16 protein-coding genes are annotated in these 15,432 nt (G+C 39.2%); 13 read left to right on the top strand and 3 right to left on the bottom strand.

Features of this window, described 5'->3' with window-relative positions; genetic code table 11:
* Positions 1-420 precede the first annotated feature (420 nt).
* Entirely contained in the window at positions 421-1,122 is a 702-nt protein-coding gene (locus tag YYK_RS07255) for a CPBP family glutamic-type intramembrane protease (protein ID WP_012028427.1), read from the bottom strand.
* A 231-nt stretch (positions 1,123-1,353) separates the two neighbouring features.
* Here YYK_RS07255 and YYK_RS07250 point away from each other — a divergent pair, with 231 nt between their 5' ends.
* From YYK_RS07250 to YYK_RS07240, 3 genes are all read left to right on the top strand, one after another.
* On the top strand, positions 1,354-2,004 hold the full coding sequence (locus tag YYK_RS07250) for a response regulator transcription factor (protein WP_002936279.1): 651 nt from the start codon (positions 1,354-1,356) through the stop codon (positions 2,002-2,004).
* 1 nt (position 2,005) lies between these two features.
* Positions 2,006-3,394 carry a sensor histidine kinase gene (locus YYK_RS07245; protein ID WP_009910561.1) on the top strand — a complete coding sequence of 463 codons (1,389 nt, stop codon included), beginning with the start codon at positions 2,006-2,008 and terminating at the stop codon, positions 3,392-3,394.
* A 387-nt stretch (positions 3,395-3,781) separates the two neighbouring features.
* On the top strand, positions 3,782-4,333 hold the full coding sequence (locus tag YYK_RS07240) for an isoprenylcysteine carboxyl methyltransferase family protein (protein ID WP_012775293.1): 552 nt from the start codon (positions 3,782-3,784) through the stop codon (positions 4,331-4,333).
* Positions 4,334-4,541: 208 nt separating this feature from the next.
* Here YYK_RS07240 and ypfJ read toward each other — a convergent pair whose 3' ends face one another.
* The gene (gene ypfJ, locus YYK_RS07235; RefSeq protein ID WP_014917295.1) at positions 4,542-5,450 is read right to left on the bottom strand and encodes a KPN_02809 family neutral zinc metallopeptidase; all 909 of its coding nucleotides are present in this window, start codon (positions 5,448-5,450) and stop codon (positions 4,542-4,544) included.
* Between the two features lie 167 nt (positions 5,451-5,617).
* Between ypfJ and xseA the strand changes: the two genes are divergently transcribed.
* The 10 genes from xseA to YYK_RS07185 all read left to right on the top strand — a co-directional run bounded on the left by xseA (position 5,618) and on the right by YYK_RS07185 (position 13,602).
* Positions 5,618-6,961, top strand: coding sequence for an exodeoxyribonuclease VII large subunit (xseA, locus tag YYK_RS07230; protein ID WP_012775291.1), 1,344 nt, complete (start codon positions 5,618-5,620; stop codon positions 6,959-6,961).
* A complete protein-coding gene (locus YYK_RS07225; RefSeq protein ID WP_002936269.1) occupies positions 6,936-7,151 on the top strand; it encodes an exodeoxyribonuclease VII small subunit in 216 nt (71 codons plus the stop codon). The genes xseA and YYK_RS07225 overlap by 26 nt, the downstream gene beginning before the upstream one ends.
* Entirely contained in the window at positions 7,151-8,020 is an 870-nt protein-coding gene (locus YYK_RS07220; protein ID WP_012027575.1) for a polyprenyl synthetase family protein, read from the top strand. Before YYK_RS07225 ends, YYK_RS07220 begins: the two co-directional genes overlap by 1 nt.
* Complete coding sequence (locus tag YYK_RS07215; protein ID WP_009910556.1) at positions 8,013-8,834, top strand: TlyA family rRNA (cytidine-2'-O)-methyltransferase; 822 nt, start codon at positions 8,013-8,015, stop codon at positions 8,832-8,834. Before YYK_RS07220 ends, YYK_RS07215 begins: the two co-directional genes overlap by 8 nt.
* Entirely contained in the window at positions 8,827-9,252 is a 426-nt protein-coding gene (locus YYK_RS07210) for an arginine repressor (RefSeq protein WP_002936261.1), read from the top strand. Before YYK_RS07215 ends, YYK_RS07210 begins: the two co-directional genes overlap by 8 nt.
* Before the next feature lie 2 nt (positions 9,253-9,254).
* Complete coding sequence (gene recN, locus YYK_RS07205; protein WP_009910555.1) at positions 9,255-10,916, top strand: DNA repair protein RecN; 1,662 nt, start codon at positions 9,255-9,257, stop codon at positions 10,914-10,916.
* Between the two features lie 93 nt (positions 10,917-11,009).
* Positions 11,010-11,843 carry a DegV family protein gene (locus tag YYK_RS07200; protein ID WP_012027572.1) on the top strand — a complete coding sequence of 278 codons (834 nt, stop codon included), beginning with the start codon at positions 11,010-11,012 and terminating at the stop codon, positions 11,841-11,843.
* On the top strand, positions 11,836-12,669 hold the full coding sequence (locus YYK_RS07195) for an SGNH/GDSL hydrolase family protein (protein WP_014917294.1): 834 nt from the start codon (positions 11,836-11,838) through the stop codon (positions 12,667-12,669). The genes YYK_RS07200 and YYK_RS07195 overlap by 8 nt, the downstream gene beginning before the upstream one ends.
* On the top strand, positions 12,641-13,237 hold the full coding sequence (locus tag YYK_RS07190) for a YpmS family protein (RefSeq protein WP_012027570.1): 597 nt from the start codon (positions 12,641-12,643) through the stop codon (positions 13,235-13,237). The genes YYK_RS07195 and YYK_RS07190 overlap by 29 nt, the downstream gene beginning before the upstream one ends.
* 89 nt (positions 13,238-13,326) lie before the next feature.
* Positions 13,327-13,602 carry an HU family DNA-binding protein gene (locus YYK_RS07185; RefSeq protein ID WP_002936247.1) on the top strand — a complete coding sequence of 92 codons (276 nt, stop codon included), beginning with the start codon at positions 13,327-13,329 and terminating at the stop codon, positions 13,600-13,602.
* A 286-nt stretch (positions 13,603-13,888) separates the two neighbouring features.
* Here YYK_RS07185 and YYK_RS07180 read toward each other — a convergent pair whose 3' ends face one another.
* Positions 13,889-15,091 carry an IS110 family RNA-guided transposase gene (locus YYK_RS07180; RefSeq protein ID WP_014917293.1) on the bottom strand — a complete coding sequence of 401 codons (1,203 nt, stop codon included), beginning with the start codon at positions 15,089-15,091 and terminating at the stop codon, positions 13,889-13,891.
* Between the last annotated feature and the right edge of the window lie 341 nt (positions 15,092-15,432).

Below are 15,432 nucleotides of genomic sequence, written 5' to 3'. Positions count from 1 at the left end.
GAGTAGAGATTATGCCTATAATAGTGATGGAATTGTTTTACCCTCCGTACAGATCCAAGTTTTAGGAAATCTTTGGAGATTGAATATAAAACGAGCCATTCGCAATAGCTGCAGAGGCTGAACTGGGAATGTAGAATAAATCTGTCAATCTATACTAGGCTGAGATGAGATATGGACATTGATTCTGAGAAGTATAGTTGGGCATAAATATAAATTTCAATAAAAATATTGAGATAAGTCATATAATAAAACGCATAAAATCAACGTTCTTAGCAACACGATTTTATGCGTTTTTTGGCACTCTTTTCCTAAATTACACAAAATAAACCACCCGTTTTCACGGGTGGTCATGACTAGTAGGGGTCCACTCAGTCTTTGGTGATATGAGGATAGCTTGTGTTCAAATTATCTGTTAGATAACTAGTATAGAATATATGATAGAATAGTTAAACCGATAACATCAGCCACAGCATGTGCTAGGAAAAATGGTAATAAATTTTTAGGTTTTATTTTTTGATAAAGTAGATAGAAAATAGTTCCTAGAATTAAGCCTAAACCGAGTGCACTAAGTAAACCTTGATAGGTATGGAAACTACATCGAATAATTAACGAATATAAAAATGCCCATTTTGCATATTTAGGGTTAACCAGTAAGCACAAGTTAAGGAAGAAAATTTCTTCATAAAATCCGTTCAACAATGAGTACAAGATCAGTGATAAATCAATGTTAGGAAATAGTTGAAACATGGATGGAGTGTTGGAAGCTAGAAACTGATAGGATACTAGATTATAGATATCCAAGCATAATGCAGAAAAAATGAATAAGGCAACAGCTTGTAATGGAACCCAAGGAGTAATAAAAATATGTTTTTTCCAAATTGAGAAATCAAAATTTCGGAGTAATAGATAGAAGATGGCTATTGTGAGCCAAACTAACTGTAGAGCCAAAGCCTTATAATTATCCATTGTTGAAAATGTCAAATTTTCTTGAAGAGTTGTAGTTTGATTTTGTAAGGCTATGTATTGGAGAGTAGAGTTGATGATTCCATCTCCAAATAAAATAATTGTTAGAATGAGAATATCAAACCATTTTAATACGGTTAATTTTTTTGGACTCCACATAATGGGATAGTTCCTTTCATTTTTGTTTAGTTCAGTTTATCAAACAAATCTATATATGCTCTCGGTTTCGTCTGTTTTTTATCTGTTTTAAACAAAAGAAGTCAAAAGAAAGCTGAAATAGCAGAACATGGTGCTCTATTTATCTATGATAGAGTTGCACCATTGTACGAATCGGTATATAATTGAAGTATAATAATATTTTATAATAGAACTTTACGAGGAGGTATAAAAATGTCAAGGATTTTGGTTGTAGAGGATGACATAGTTATTAGTCAAGTTGTTTGTGAGTTTTTAAAAGAACATGGTTATCAGGTAGAATCTGTTTTTGATGGAAAGGTTGCTTTAGAAAGGTTTCAAGAAGAACAATTCGATTTAATTGTTTTAGATATCATGATTCCATCTATGACAGGTTTGGAAGTACTGAAGGAAATTCGCAAAACTTCTCAGATTCCAATTTTGATGCTGACAGCCATGGGTGACGAATATACACAGCTTATTAGTTTTAATCAGATTATAAGTGATTATGTTGTTAAACCATTTTCACCAACTATATTGGTAAAACGGATTGAGAATATTTTGAGAGGAAAAGGAGAGACAGATAGCATTGAGATAGGAACAATTCTTATTCAACCAACTAGCGGGGCAGTTTATATGGAAGAAGAAGAAGTTCAATTGACGAAAAAAGAATATGAAGTTTTACTATATTTAGCTAAACGACGTGGGAAAATTGTTAGTCGTGATAACTTGATGATGGGAATATGGGGATATACGGAATTGGATAGTCGTGTCTTAGATAATCATATCAAGAATATCCGTAAGAAATTGCCGTCACTTCCTTTGAAGACAATAGTTGGTCGTGGTTATCAAATAGAGGGTACTTAATATGGGGATTGCCAGAAAAAATTTTATTATTGTTGCTGCGATGATTTCTTTCATCTCTGTAACATTGTTAGGGTTATTGTATTATGCTATGCCTATATATTATAATCAGGTTAAGAAACAGGAATTGAGACACGATTATATGACTGTGGCTAAACAATTGGATGGGATGCCAGAAGCTAAGATTATATCTGAGATTGATGATTTCGACATAAAAACTCCGAATATTATTATTAGTCTTTTTTCGAGTGATAGAAAAATTATTTATCCAGACCCCAATGATGAAATGGCTAAAAAGCATGAGAACGAGTATTTAGAAAATGGGGATTTTGATGAAATTGGTTCTTGGGGAGCCGAGATAACATCTGCAGAAGGAGTTACATATTATCTGTTATTTAATTATGGATTTCACTCGTTATCTGATGTCAGTCAAACATTGGTAACTTTTTATCCATTCATATTGCTGTTGATTATTGTTCTGGCAGTTTCGGTAGCTTTTGTTTACAGTAGACTGTCCACTCGTAGAATAGCAAGAATTTCAGAAACAACAAGACGAATGCAATCGTTAGAGTCTGGAATCAGTTGTGCTGTTGCAGGAACTGATGAAATAACAATATTGGCTCAGGATATTAACAGCCTGTATAGCAAGTTATTGTCAAGTATCGATGAATTAAGAACGGAAAATGAACGTGCTATGGCACGTGAGAAGGAGAAGTCTGATTTCCTCCGTATCACATCACACGAATTAAAAACTCCAATAGCTAGTATGTTGGGGTTAGTCGAAGGCATGATTTATAATGTGGGGCCATTTAAGGACCATGATACATATTTAAAAAAATGCAAGGAAATCTTGCAGGAACAATCTGAGTTAGTTCATTCTATTTTAGAAGCGACAAATCTTGATATGGCTTTAAAGGAAAGCAGAGAACAAATCCGATTAGATCAGTTGATTGATTCCTCTTTAACAAGTTATCAGAGTTTGGCAGAGGTTAAGGGCTATCAATTTGAAGTAGAACTATCACCGGTTCTCATTGAGGCAAATCCTGTTTATTTCTTAAAAGCTATTAAGAATATTTTAGATAATGCCTTTCGGTACTCATGTAAAGAGGCTATTATTCGTGTAGTACTACGCCAAAATCAATTAATAATCGAAAATCAGGTTGAACGTGTTTTAAGTGACGAGGAATTGGATCAAGTCTTTCGTCCATTCTATCGTCCAGACTACAGTCGTGATAAGAAAGATGGTGGCATAGGGATTGGTTTGTTTATTGTACAGAAAATATTAGAAAAACACGGCTTTCCGTACACTTTTTATGCTTCTGATACACAAACTATGCGTTTTATGATTCATTTGCAATCACAAAGTACAGCGAATAGTAATGAATTGATATAGGTAAAATATAGACAATATTTAGTTTTTCTTTTATTACTTCGACGTAAGAGGAAACTCCGTTTCCTTATTTCCAACTTCAAACACTCCACTGGATTGTTTGAACTCGCTTTGCTGTACTCTGCAGGGGTGACTTGCTCCGCAAGTGCTATCTCCAACCTTGCACAGTCACTCGACTGTACAAGCTGTCTGCAGCTCGTTGACTGGTACTAAAAGTAAACTAAAAGACTATAAAAGAGACATGATTTCATCCATTTTTGAAAACAGGTCTCTTTTATTGTAGTCTCAAATGGAAAATAGAAAAAAAACAGGAGAGGAATAGAATGGCGACAGTCTAACTTTGTATAATGGATGTGTTTGATAAAATCTGTTAAAATACAGGAGGGATTTATGATTGTTTTTTTGGTTATTTGTGTTTTTTTGGTGAGAATCTATTTTTTGAAGATTTCAATTAAAAACGAAAAACGGATTTTGAAAAACGGCGGTTCAGAATTTGGTGTTCAAAATACTAAATTATTAACAATTGTACATATTCTATTTTATTTATCATGTTTGGTTGAAGCAGTAGTGCGACACACCAAGTTTGATACGCTTAGTAGCTTAGGTTTGATATTCTTGCTGTTTTCAATGGGAATGTTATTTTGGGTAACACGATTGTTAGGTGATATTTGGACAGTTAAGCTCATGTTGGTAAAAGATCATCGTTTTGTTGATCATTGGTTGTTTCGTGTTGTAAAGCATCCTAACTATTTCCTAAATATTATACCAGAATTAATCGGTTTAGCTTTATTGTGTCATGCAACATATAGTTTTCTCATCTTATTCCCAGTCTACATGGTTATCTTATACAGACGTATTCACGAGGAAAATAATTTGTTGAAAACAGTGATTATTCCAAACGGAACTGTGCAGTCTGCAGCAGAGATAACTGGAAATAATTAAAGTTTGCTAAATAATAATTGTGATATTGTTTGAAACTAGGATACCGCTCTAATTAGAGTTGATGAGTAAGTTTACATGATTCAGTTTTCATATTTAAAAGTGGTACCGTATGTGTAAATTGGCTTTTGTCAGTTGTATATTATAAAGAAACTCTTGCAAAAGTGTATGTTGCAAGAGTTTCTTTATTGCTACGAGAGGCTATGGATGTTTACGGTTTCTCTACGGAGAATGTATTGGCGTGAGCAAGGTCACCATAGGTATAACCGAGATTAAACCATTTTTTCCTTTGCTCAGAAGTGCCGTGGGTAAAACTGTCTGGAACAGTACGGCCGTAGGCTTCCTGTTGAAGAGTATCGTCACCAACTGCATGGGCAGCATTCATGGCTTCGTCAATATCACCAGCATCCAAGATGCCTTGTCCATCAACATATTTGGCCCAGGCTCCTGCATAATAGTCAGCTTGCAATTCTAAACGAACATTTAGCGCATTGCCTTCCTTATCGGATAGTTGAGCCCGTTTTTGATGGTAGGCCCCAAGAACTTCTAATTCATTCTGAACATGGTGACCAACTTCATGAGCGATGACATAGGCCATGGCAAAGTCACCAGCAGCCTTATACTTGCTAGATAATTCTTGATAGAAAGAAGTATCAATATAAATCTTGCGGTCAGCAGAGCAATAGAATGGACCGGCTTGGGCGGAACCAACTCCACATCCGGTTTGGGTCTGGTTAGTATAGAAAACCATAGTCGGTGCATTGTAGGTTAAACCATTGGCTTTAAATTCTTGGACCCAAAAATCTTCTGTCGATCCTAAAACCTTACTCATGAATTCAGCATCTGCATCAGACACATCTGTACCAGTCGTTGTGACTTGACTCGATTGGTAAGGATTAGTCCCTGTTGATGGGGAAAGCAACCCACCAAGGTTTGACATGTCTCCGAAGGCTACTAAAAGGACAAGAACAAGTAGTTTTCCTTTCCAACCAAGTCGTGAAAAGATTAGTCCCAATAGAACATTTCCGCCAGATGAACCAGACGAGAAAGATGAGTTAGAACTGGATTGTCCCCTGCGGTCCTCAATGTTAGAACTTTTTCGCAAATCATCAATTTTCATATAAATCTCCTTAGAACCTGTCAACAAGTTCTTATTTTCTCACAAACTATTATATAGCAAATTGTTGAAAAAAAACATAGGAAAGCTATCGGAAATAATAGGCCTAGTTCTGTATAAAAGTGCAAAATTTGGTATAATAGTAGGGATACAATATAGAAGGAGTGGACATGGTTGAATATTTATCGGTTAGTCATCTAACTAAGTATTTAAAATTAAAGTTTGACCGCGATCCGTATTTGGAGAAGGTGTATTTGACAGGTCAAGTGTCCAACTTCCGTAAACGCCCTAGCCATCAATATTTTTCGCTCAAGGATGACAAGGCAGTCATCCAAGTGACCATGTGGGCAGGCGTCTATAAGAATCTGGGCTTTGAGCTTGAAGAGGGAATGAAAATCAATGTCATTGGGCGCATTCAGCTCTATGAACCAAATGGTTCTTATTCTATTGTCATTGAAAAAGCTGAGCCAGATGGTATTGGAGCCTTGGCAATCAAGTTTGAACAGCTCAAACAAGCTCTGACACAGGAAGGCTTATTTAAAGAAGAATTCAAGCAGGCCTTGCCACGGTTTACCAAGAAAATCGGTGTCATTACCAGTCCGAGTGGAGCTGTTATTCAGGATATTATTACAACCGTTAGCCGACGTTTTCCAGGCGTAGAGATTGTTCTCTATCCGACCAAGGTGCAAGGAGATGGTGCTGCTCAGGAGGTTGTTACTAATATTCAAAGAGCCAATGAACGGGATGACTTGGATGTTCTGATTGTTGGTCGTGGCGGTGGTTCTATCGAAGACCTTTGGGCTTTCAATGAAGAAATTGTGGTTCGGGCTATTTTTGAATCCCGTATTCCAATCATTTCCAGCGTAGGTCATGAAACAGATACGACCTTGGCTGATTTTGTAGCAGATAAACGAGCTGCTACCCCAACAGCTGCCGCAGAATTAGCAACACCTGTGACCAAGGCGGACTTACTGGGCTACCTCAATCAGCAGGAAAATAGAGCCTATCAGGCCATGACCAATCGTTTGAGATTCCTAAGAGGTCAGCTTGAGAAAATTAGCCAGTCAGTCATGTTCCGCCAGCCTGAACGCTTGTATGATGGTTATTTGCAAAAATTAGACCGCTTGACCAATCAATTGCAGACACGGATGAAAGAACTCTACAGCCAGCAGAAACAGGCTTGTCTCCTACTACAGCAACGATTACAAGGTGTGCATCCAGGTCGTAAAGTAGAAAGTTTCCAAGAGAGAATTATCCAGCAGGAACGACTCTTGAAGAGCAATATGGCTAATATCTATGACAATAAGATGGCCAAGGCGGACAAGCTGATTGAGGCCCTGACTATGCTGGATACCAGTCGCATCGTAGCCCGTGGCTACGCCATGATTCGTCAAGATGGTCGGGTGATCGATAGTGTAGAAAATGTACAAATGGGTGAAAACCTAACCATCCAGATGAAGGATGGTCAACTTGATGTGGAGGTAAAACATGTCCAAACAGACGAAAACATTTGAAGAAAACTTAGCTGAATTAGAAGGAATCGTAACCAAATTGGAGCGAGGCGATGTGGCTCTGGAAGAAGCACTGGCCGAGTTTCAAAAAGGAATGGTTCTATCGAAAGACCTACAAAAGACACTAGCAGAAGCTGAAAAGACCTTGGTCAAGGTCATGCAGGCGGATGGCAGTGAAGCGGAGATGGATTAATGGTTGCCAGTAAATTGCAGCGACTTGAGGAAGCCATGGCAGACTTTTACCAACCCCAGGTAGCTGAACGCCTCAACCAATCGGTTCTTTATTCGCTACAGGCTGGTGGTAAACGAATCCGCCCCTTGCTTTTATTGACCATCTTAGAGTCCTTTGGGATGGAATTAAAACAAGCTCATTACCAAGTGGCAGCATGTGTCGAGTTGATCCATACGGGAAGTTTGATTCACGATGACCTGCCTGCTATGGATAATGATGATTACCGTCGTGGTCGCTTGACCAACCACAAGGTTTACGATGAAGCAACGGCTATTTTAGCAGGGGACAGTCTCTTTCTAGATCCATTTGGTTTCCTAGCCCAAGTTGATTTACCAGCTGAGACCATCCTTGCTCTCGTGAGAGAGCTTTCCCAGGCATCTGGGACCTTTGGAATGGTTGCTGGTCAAGTCTTGGATATGGCTGGTGAAGGGCAGAATTTGACCTTAGAACAATTACAAGCCATCCATGCCAATAAGACTGGAAAATTATTGACATTTCCCTTTGTAGCAGCAGGTTTGATTGCAGGACAATCAGATGTGGTAATCAACCATTTGCGACAAGCGGGTCAATTAATTGGTCTAGCCTTTCAAGTTCGGGATGATATTTTGGATGTGACAGCCACTTTTGAGGAAATCGGAAAAACTCCCCAAAAAGATGTATTGGCTGAGAAGTCTACCTACCCTGCCCTAATGGGACTGGAAGCCTCAAAAGTCTTTCTAGAAGATAGCTTGAATCAAGCAATCAACGAGCTAGATCAAGTGGCTAAACAAGTCCCATTTTCAACAGAAAAAATCAAAGAAATCATAGAAAGTTTACGAATCAATGGCTAAGGAAAGAGTAGATGTACTAGCTTTTAAACAGGGGCTTTTCGAGACGCGGGAGCAGGCCAAACGCGGTGTTATGGCTGGCTTAGTTATATCCGTCATTAACGGGGAACGCTACGATAAACCAGGTGAGAAGATTGACGAGGGAATTGAACTCAAGCTCAAGGGGGAAAAACTCAAGTATGTCAGCCGTGGTGGTCTCAAATTGGAGAAAGCCTTGCAGGTTTTCCACTTATCAGTTGAGGGTCAAACAACGATTGATATTGGGGCTTCAACAGGCGGATTTACGGATGTTATGTTGCAGGCTGGTGCCAAGCAGGTCTATGCTGTGGATGTAGGGACCAACCAACTCGCTTGGAAATTACGTCAGGACGAACGTGTAATCAGCATGGAACAGTACAATTTCCGCTATGCTGAGTTGGGAGATTTCGAACTTGGTCAACCAAGTTTTGCGTCCATTGACGTCAGCTTTATCTCATTGAGTCTGATTTTGCCAGCACTCCATCGTATTTTAGCGGAGGGTGGCCAGGTTGTTGCCCTTGTCAAACCCCAATTCGAGGCTGGACGTGAACAGATTGGGAAAAATGGCATTGTTAAGGATAAATCCGTTCACTTGAAAGTCTTGGAAGAAGTGACAAAAATGGCCGTGGAAACAGGCTTCTCAGTCAAAGCCCTTAGCTTTTCCCCTGTTCAAGGCGGTCATGGCAATATCGAATTTTTAGCGCACTTAGAAAAATCAACACAACCAAACCAGATTGATAAAGAGGTCATAACAACTACAGTCTATCAAGCACATGAGGAATTTAAAAAGGATGAATAAACGAGAACGATTAGAAGTCATTAAAGATTTGGTAGTCCGATTTCCTATTGATACACAGGAAGAAATTGTTGAACGTCTAGAAGCAATGGGTGTCAATGCGACACAAGCAACGGTTTCACGTGATATCAAGGAACTTGGCATTATTAAGGTTCCATCAGCAGATAAGGGATATATTTATGGTTTACCAAAGGCAGGTCTTGTTAAGGTAAAATCGCAGAATGTTTTTGAAGTCTCAGTGATGGATAAAATGATTAATCTCCGTCTGGTACCTGGAAGCTCTGCTGTGGTCAAACGCCAGATTTTGGAACAATTTCAAGAACATGTTTTTTCAGTGATTGCTGATGATGACAGTATTCTGCTCATTGTTACAAACGAAGGTATTATTTCGCAAATCGAACAGACGGTTAGAGGGTGGTAGCCATGTTACTAGAAGTGTCCATTAAAAACTTCGCCATTATTGAGCAGGTATCACTGAATTTTGAAAACGGGATGACCATCCTATCTGGTGAAACAGGTGCAGGTAAATCCATTATCATTGATGCCATGAACCTGATGCTAGGGGCGCGTGCGACGACAGATGTTATCAGACATGGGGCCGCCAAGGCTGAGATTGAAGGGCTCTTTTCCTTTGAAAATAGCAGAGCTCTCGAGCAAATTTTGCTTGAACAGGGGATTGAAGTAGCTGACGAACTCATTATCCGCCGTGAAATCCTGCAAAATGGCCGTTCGGTCAGCCGTGTCAATGGACAAATGGTCAATTTATCTGTCTTGAAACAGATTGGGCAATATTTAGTAGATATTCATGGTCAACATGACCAGGAAGAATTGATGAAATCCCAGCACCATATCCGTCTTTTGGACAGTTTCGGAGAAGATGAATTTTGGAGTCTTAAAGACCGTTATCAGACAACCTTTGATGCCTATCGTAGTCTTCGCAAACGAGTTCTTGAAAAGCAAAAAAATGAGCAAGAACACAAGGCGCGGATTGAGATGCTAGAATACCAAATTGCTGAAATCGAAGCAGCGGATTTGAAGTCTGGGGAAGATATTCAACTCAATCAGGAACGCGATAAACTGCTCAACCACAAACAAATTGCAGATACACTGACCAATGCCTATGCACTGTTAGACAATGAAGATTTTTCAAGCTTGAACAACCTACGCTCAGCTATGAGTGACTTGCAAAGTCTGGAAGAATTTGATCCAGACTACAAACAGCTCTCTTCTAGCCTGACAGAAGCTTATTATGTCGTTGAAGATATAACCAAGCGTCTCAGCGATGTGGTCGATAATCTAGATTTTGACGGCAATCGTCTCATGCAATTGGAAAGTCGTCTGGATTTGCTCAATACCATTACGAAGAAATATGGTGGAACTGTCGATGATGTTTTGGACTATTTTAGTAAAATCAGCGAAGAATACAATCTATTGACAGGCAATGATTTATCTGGAGATGATTTGGAAGTTCAGCTTAAGAACTTAGAGAAAGAATTGGTTGAACGAGCAGGTCAGCTCAGCCAATCACGCCATGAATTGGCTGTTGTTTTAGAAGATATTATCCGCCAAGAATTGCAAGACTTGTATATGGAGAAAGCTCGTTTCCAAGTTCGATTTACTAAAGGAAAATTTAATCGAGAAGGAAATGAAACAGTAGAATTTTACATCTCTACCAACCCAGGTGAAGACTTCAAGCCTCTGGTTAAGGTGGCTTCTGGAGGAGAATTGTCTCGCTTGATGTTGGCCATTAAGTCAGCCTTTGCCCGTAAAGAAGGCAAGACTTCCATCGTCTTTGACGAGGTGGATACAGGGGTGTCTGGACGTGTGGCCCAGGCCATTGCCCAGAAAATTTATAAAATCGGACAATATGGGCAAGTATTGGCGATTTCTCATCTACCACAAGTCATTGCTATTGCAGATTATCAGTTCTTTATTGAGAAAATATCCGACGAACATTCGACCGTTTCTCGTGTCCGTCTCTTGACCAAAGAAGAGCGTATTGAGGAAATTGCCAAGATGTTAGCCGGTGACAAAATCACAGATGCAGCCCGTAATCAAGCAAAAGAATTAGTAGAAAAAGGTTAGGCGACTAGCCTTTTTGCTTATGTCCAAAGTTTATTTTTTAGTTAAAATTTGTTATAATAGATGGCAAAATTGAAGAGAATTGTAGGATGAAATATGTCAAAGATTAAGATTGTTACGGATTCAAGTACGACTATCGAACCCAGTTTGGTCGAAGAATTGAATATAACAGTTGTTCCATTATCTGTAATGGTTGACGGAGTCGTATACTCTGACAACGATTTAAAAGAAGGAGAATTCTTAGAGCTCATGCGTGGGTCGAAAAACTTGCCAAAAACAAGCCAGCCCCCAGTAGGACTCTTTGCGGAAACTTTTGCTGAATTGGCTAAAGACGGCAGTCAGATTATTGCCATTCTCTTGTCGCATGCCTTGTCAGGGACAGTAGAAGCTGCTAGACAAGGAGCAACCCTTTCTGGTGCTGATGTGACAATACTCGATTCAAGCTTTACAGATCAGGCTGAAAAATTCCAAGTTGTAGAAGCAGCACGCATGGCACAAGCTGGTGCCAGCAAAGAAGAAATCCTTGCAGCTATTGAAACAGTCAAAGAAAAAACGGAATTATACATCGGTGTATCAACCCTAGAAAATCTAGTCAAGGGTGGTCGTATTGGACGTGTTCAAGGGATGCTGAGTAGCCTACTCAATATCCGTGTCATCATGGAAATGAAAGACCATCAGCTGACTCCGATTGTCAAGGGACGAGGCAATAAGACCTTTAAAAAATGGCTGGAAGAGTTCACGGCAACTCTAGCAGATAAAAAAGTAGCCGAGATTGGTATTTCCTATTCAGGAACGGCAGATTTTGCAAATGAAATGAAGAGTCAATTACAAGAGTACGTCTCAAAAGAAATTTCTGTTTTAGAGACAGGTTCCATCATTCAAACTCATACTGGTGAGGATGCCTGGGCTATTTTGCTTCGTTATGAATAATAGGAAGTTGATTCAAGGCTTTGTTTTCTTTTTTCTGACAATTCTAGGGTCGATTTTTCTATTTCATCAGCTCATTCCTGTTGCCTCATCTCGCATCTCCAGACAAGAGCTTACCGTATCAGAAAAAATCAGTTTTCGATATGTGGCACTTGGTGATTCTTTGACAGAAGGTGTTGGAGATACAACTGGACAGGGGGGATTTGTTCCCTTGTTGGCTCAATCTCTAACTAATGATTATGGTTATGAAGTAGATTATAAAAATTTCGGAGTTTCTGGGAATACCAGTAATCAGATTCTTAAACGAATGAAGGAAGATGGAGAGCTGATAAGTTACTTAAAAACAGCAGATCTGTTAACTCTGACAGTTGGTGGCAACGATTTGCGCAAGGCTATTATTAAAAACATTGCCAATCTCAAAGTTTCAACTTTTGATAAGCCCGCAAAAGATTACGGAAAACAATTGGATACAATTATTAAGACAGCGCGTAAGAATAAACCAAATCTTCCCATCTATGTTGTCGGGATTTACAATCCACTCTACCTCAATTTTCCTGAATTGACAGAAATGCAGACAATTGTTGATAATTGGAATACGATGACAGAACAGATAACTGAAAAATATCAGCATGTCTACTTTGTTCCGATCAATGATTTGCTTTATAAAGGATTGGAAGGGGAGGCTGGTATTAGTCAAAATGGTAGCCAAGTTACCAATAATTTACTGTATGAGGAAGACAGTTTCCATCCCAATAATACTGGATATGAGATTATGAAAAAAGCGATATTGGAGAGAATGAATGAGACCACGGAAAGCTGGGAACCTTAATATTTGGAAATGGTTATTTTTAGCCCAGTTGTCTTTATTGATTGGTTGCGGAATAGTCCTCTATACACGGATTCAAACAGATAGAGAGGATTTAACAAAGCTCGTTCAGACTAGTACAGAAGACACAAAGGTTGGGACCTTCTCCACTAATAGGGAACAGCTCAACCAAACCCTCACTAACTATCTAAAAGAGTATCAGACGGAAGAGTTTTCCTATCAATTATTCGTAACGAGTCAGCAAGTTGTTTTTGAAGGCAGCTATCAGATTTTTGGTGTGACTATCCCACTCTATATTTATTTTCAACCTAGCAAAATGGAAGATGGCAGTATTTTGTTACGGATAACAGAAATATCAGTTGGAAGTTTATCCTTGCCGAAAGCAGAGGTATTAGCTTATTTACAAAAAAATTATAAACTACCTGCCTTTGTAAAAATAGACTCAGAACAAGCGCAAGTACAGGTTCAACTGACAGAACTGAAGAACAAATTTGGTCTGTATGGAAAGGCGAATACGATTGATTTGTACAACGACCAATTCATTGTTGATATCTACAGAAAAAGACAGTAAAATAGCATTAAAAACTTGACCAAACGCCTAAAATTCGGTACTATATAGAAGTGAGTAATAACTCAGAAAATTATTGGAGGACTTAGCAAATGGCTAATAAACAAGATTTGATTGCAAAAGTTGCAGAAGCAACTTCATTGACTAAAAAAGACTCAGCAGCAGCTGTTGATGCAGTATTCGGAGCAGTAGCAGACTACCTTGCAGCTGGTGAAAAAGTACAATTGATCGGTTTCGGTAACTTTGAAGTTCGTGAGCGTTCAGCACGTACAGGCCGCAACCCTCAAACAGGTGCAGAAATCAAAATCGCAGCATCTAAAGTACCTGCTTTCAAAGCTGGTAAAGCACTTAAGGATGCTGTAAAATAAAACAGTCTGGGGATAGACTGTTTTATCCCTCGCTTAAAAACAAAAGAGCGAGGCTAAGCATCAAAAAGCCCGTCATATCAAGCTTTCTAGCTTGTCCGACGGGCTTTTTTTCTACTATTTGTCAAGTCCATCAAGGTATTTGACGAAAAATATTTTGAGTTCAATAGTCAAAATAAGGAAATTGTTTTATTTTGGACTACATTTTAGTGTAAAAAGTGCATACAAAACCAACACCTTATGTTGAAATTTTTTGATAAGGTGTTACAATGATAGAGCATAAACAGTTTTACCGATTTTGGGTTGAAGCGTAATCGTAAAGTTTGTTATGCATAATGAGGTAATACATTGTCCGAATGAGACGATGTATGGAGGCAATCGTGTGCGGCTTCGTTGAAGTCGTTTGCGATTGTCTTTTTCGTTTCTCATAAAAGTCTGCGATATGGCAAGGATTGGTATGACTGGCTGAAGCGATATTGTGGATACACTTGAACAGAATCTTTCTAGCGTAGGGATTGCCACGCTTGGTAATGTGTTCCTTAGCGAGGAAGTTACCAGATTCATAGTGTCTCAGGTCAATACCGATAAAGGCATTGATTTGGTTGGCATACTGAAAACGGCGAATATCTCCCAGTTCACCAATAATACTTGTTGCAGTAGTCTCAGCTATTCCAGGAATAGAGAGCAGAATGTCATATTCAGGTAATGGCTGAGCTAGTTCCACCATTTCGTCTAAGACAGCTTGTCTCTGTTCATAAAGTCTAAGCAATTCTTTTGCATAGTAACGGACCTCTTCCAGTATTGGAGAGGTTTTCTTGACGGCACAATAAGATTGATTAGCTAGTGCTATAAGCTTCTCGGCTAAGTAAGCCACACGCTTGTCAGAAATCCGTTTTGAAGTGGACAGACGGATGCTCTTTGAGAGTTCATCATTGCTTAACTCAAGTACACAGTCCTTACAAGGAAAAGCTATAACTAAGTTCCAGTATTGTTCGCCAGATGGTGTCGATAAGATATTTTCCAATTCAGGGAAAGTGACCTGTAAGACCCTGTGCAGGCGGTTTTTAGCTCGAACAATATCCTCGGTCAGATTCTGATAGAAACGGCTGAGATCCCGCAAGTTTTGGTAGACTTCTTCTTGGACATAAGTGGGTTTACGATTCAGCACAAATTGAGATTGAGCCAGTTTTTCAGCGTCAATTTGATCTGTTTTCCGCACACGCAAGCTATCCAGTTGCTTCTTAGTTTCTAAGGGATTAAGCCGTGTATAAGCATAGCCATTATCATCTAGAAAAGTTTGGAGACGGCGAGAATAGACACCTGTTGCTTCAAAGATGATTTCTGGCTTATGGACGGTTCTCAAATCGCCAAGTAGCCGAGCAAAGCCGATGGCGTCATTGGATATGGTATAGCCATGAACTTTCTCACCATTGACTAGAATGGCCACTTCTGAACTTGCCTTACTCACATCAATCCCAAAAACTACTCGCATGATATTACCTCTTTGTCTTGAATGATTCCTTGTTTTAGCGATGTCATTTTCAATACTCGACGTCTGGCGTCCCACATACTTTGATAACATTCTTTCTAAAACAGGTGTCTTGCCAGTTTTTGTTGCGACGTCTAGCGTCAAAAAGCCCTACGACTTAACAAGACACCTCTACTTTATCATAAAGAAAAAGTAGTGAGTACTTTCTCCCGTCGGAGATTTCCTCACTACTAATCTTAGTATGTTTCTGTGTTTTGGGGCTCCCAGAGTCAGGGGAGTGACTCTGGGAGGTTGGAAATGAAGCAAAAGTATTTTGCGTCAAAGAGTCAGGGGAGTGACTCTGG

The organism is Streptococcus suis S735 (assembly GCF_000294495.1).
GTDB classification, from domain to species: domain Bacteria; phylum Bacillota; class Bacilli; order Lactobacillales; family Streptococcaceae; genus Streptococcus; species Streptococcus suis.
Note: the sequence above shows the minus strand (reverse complement) of the source record. Positions and strands in the feature narration are given on the sequence as shown.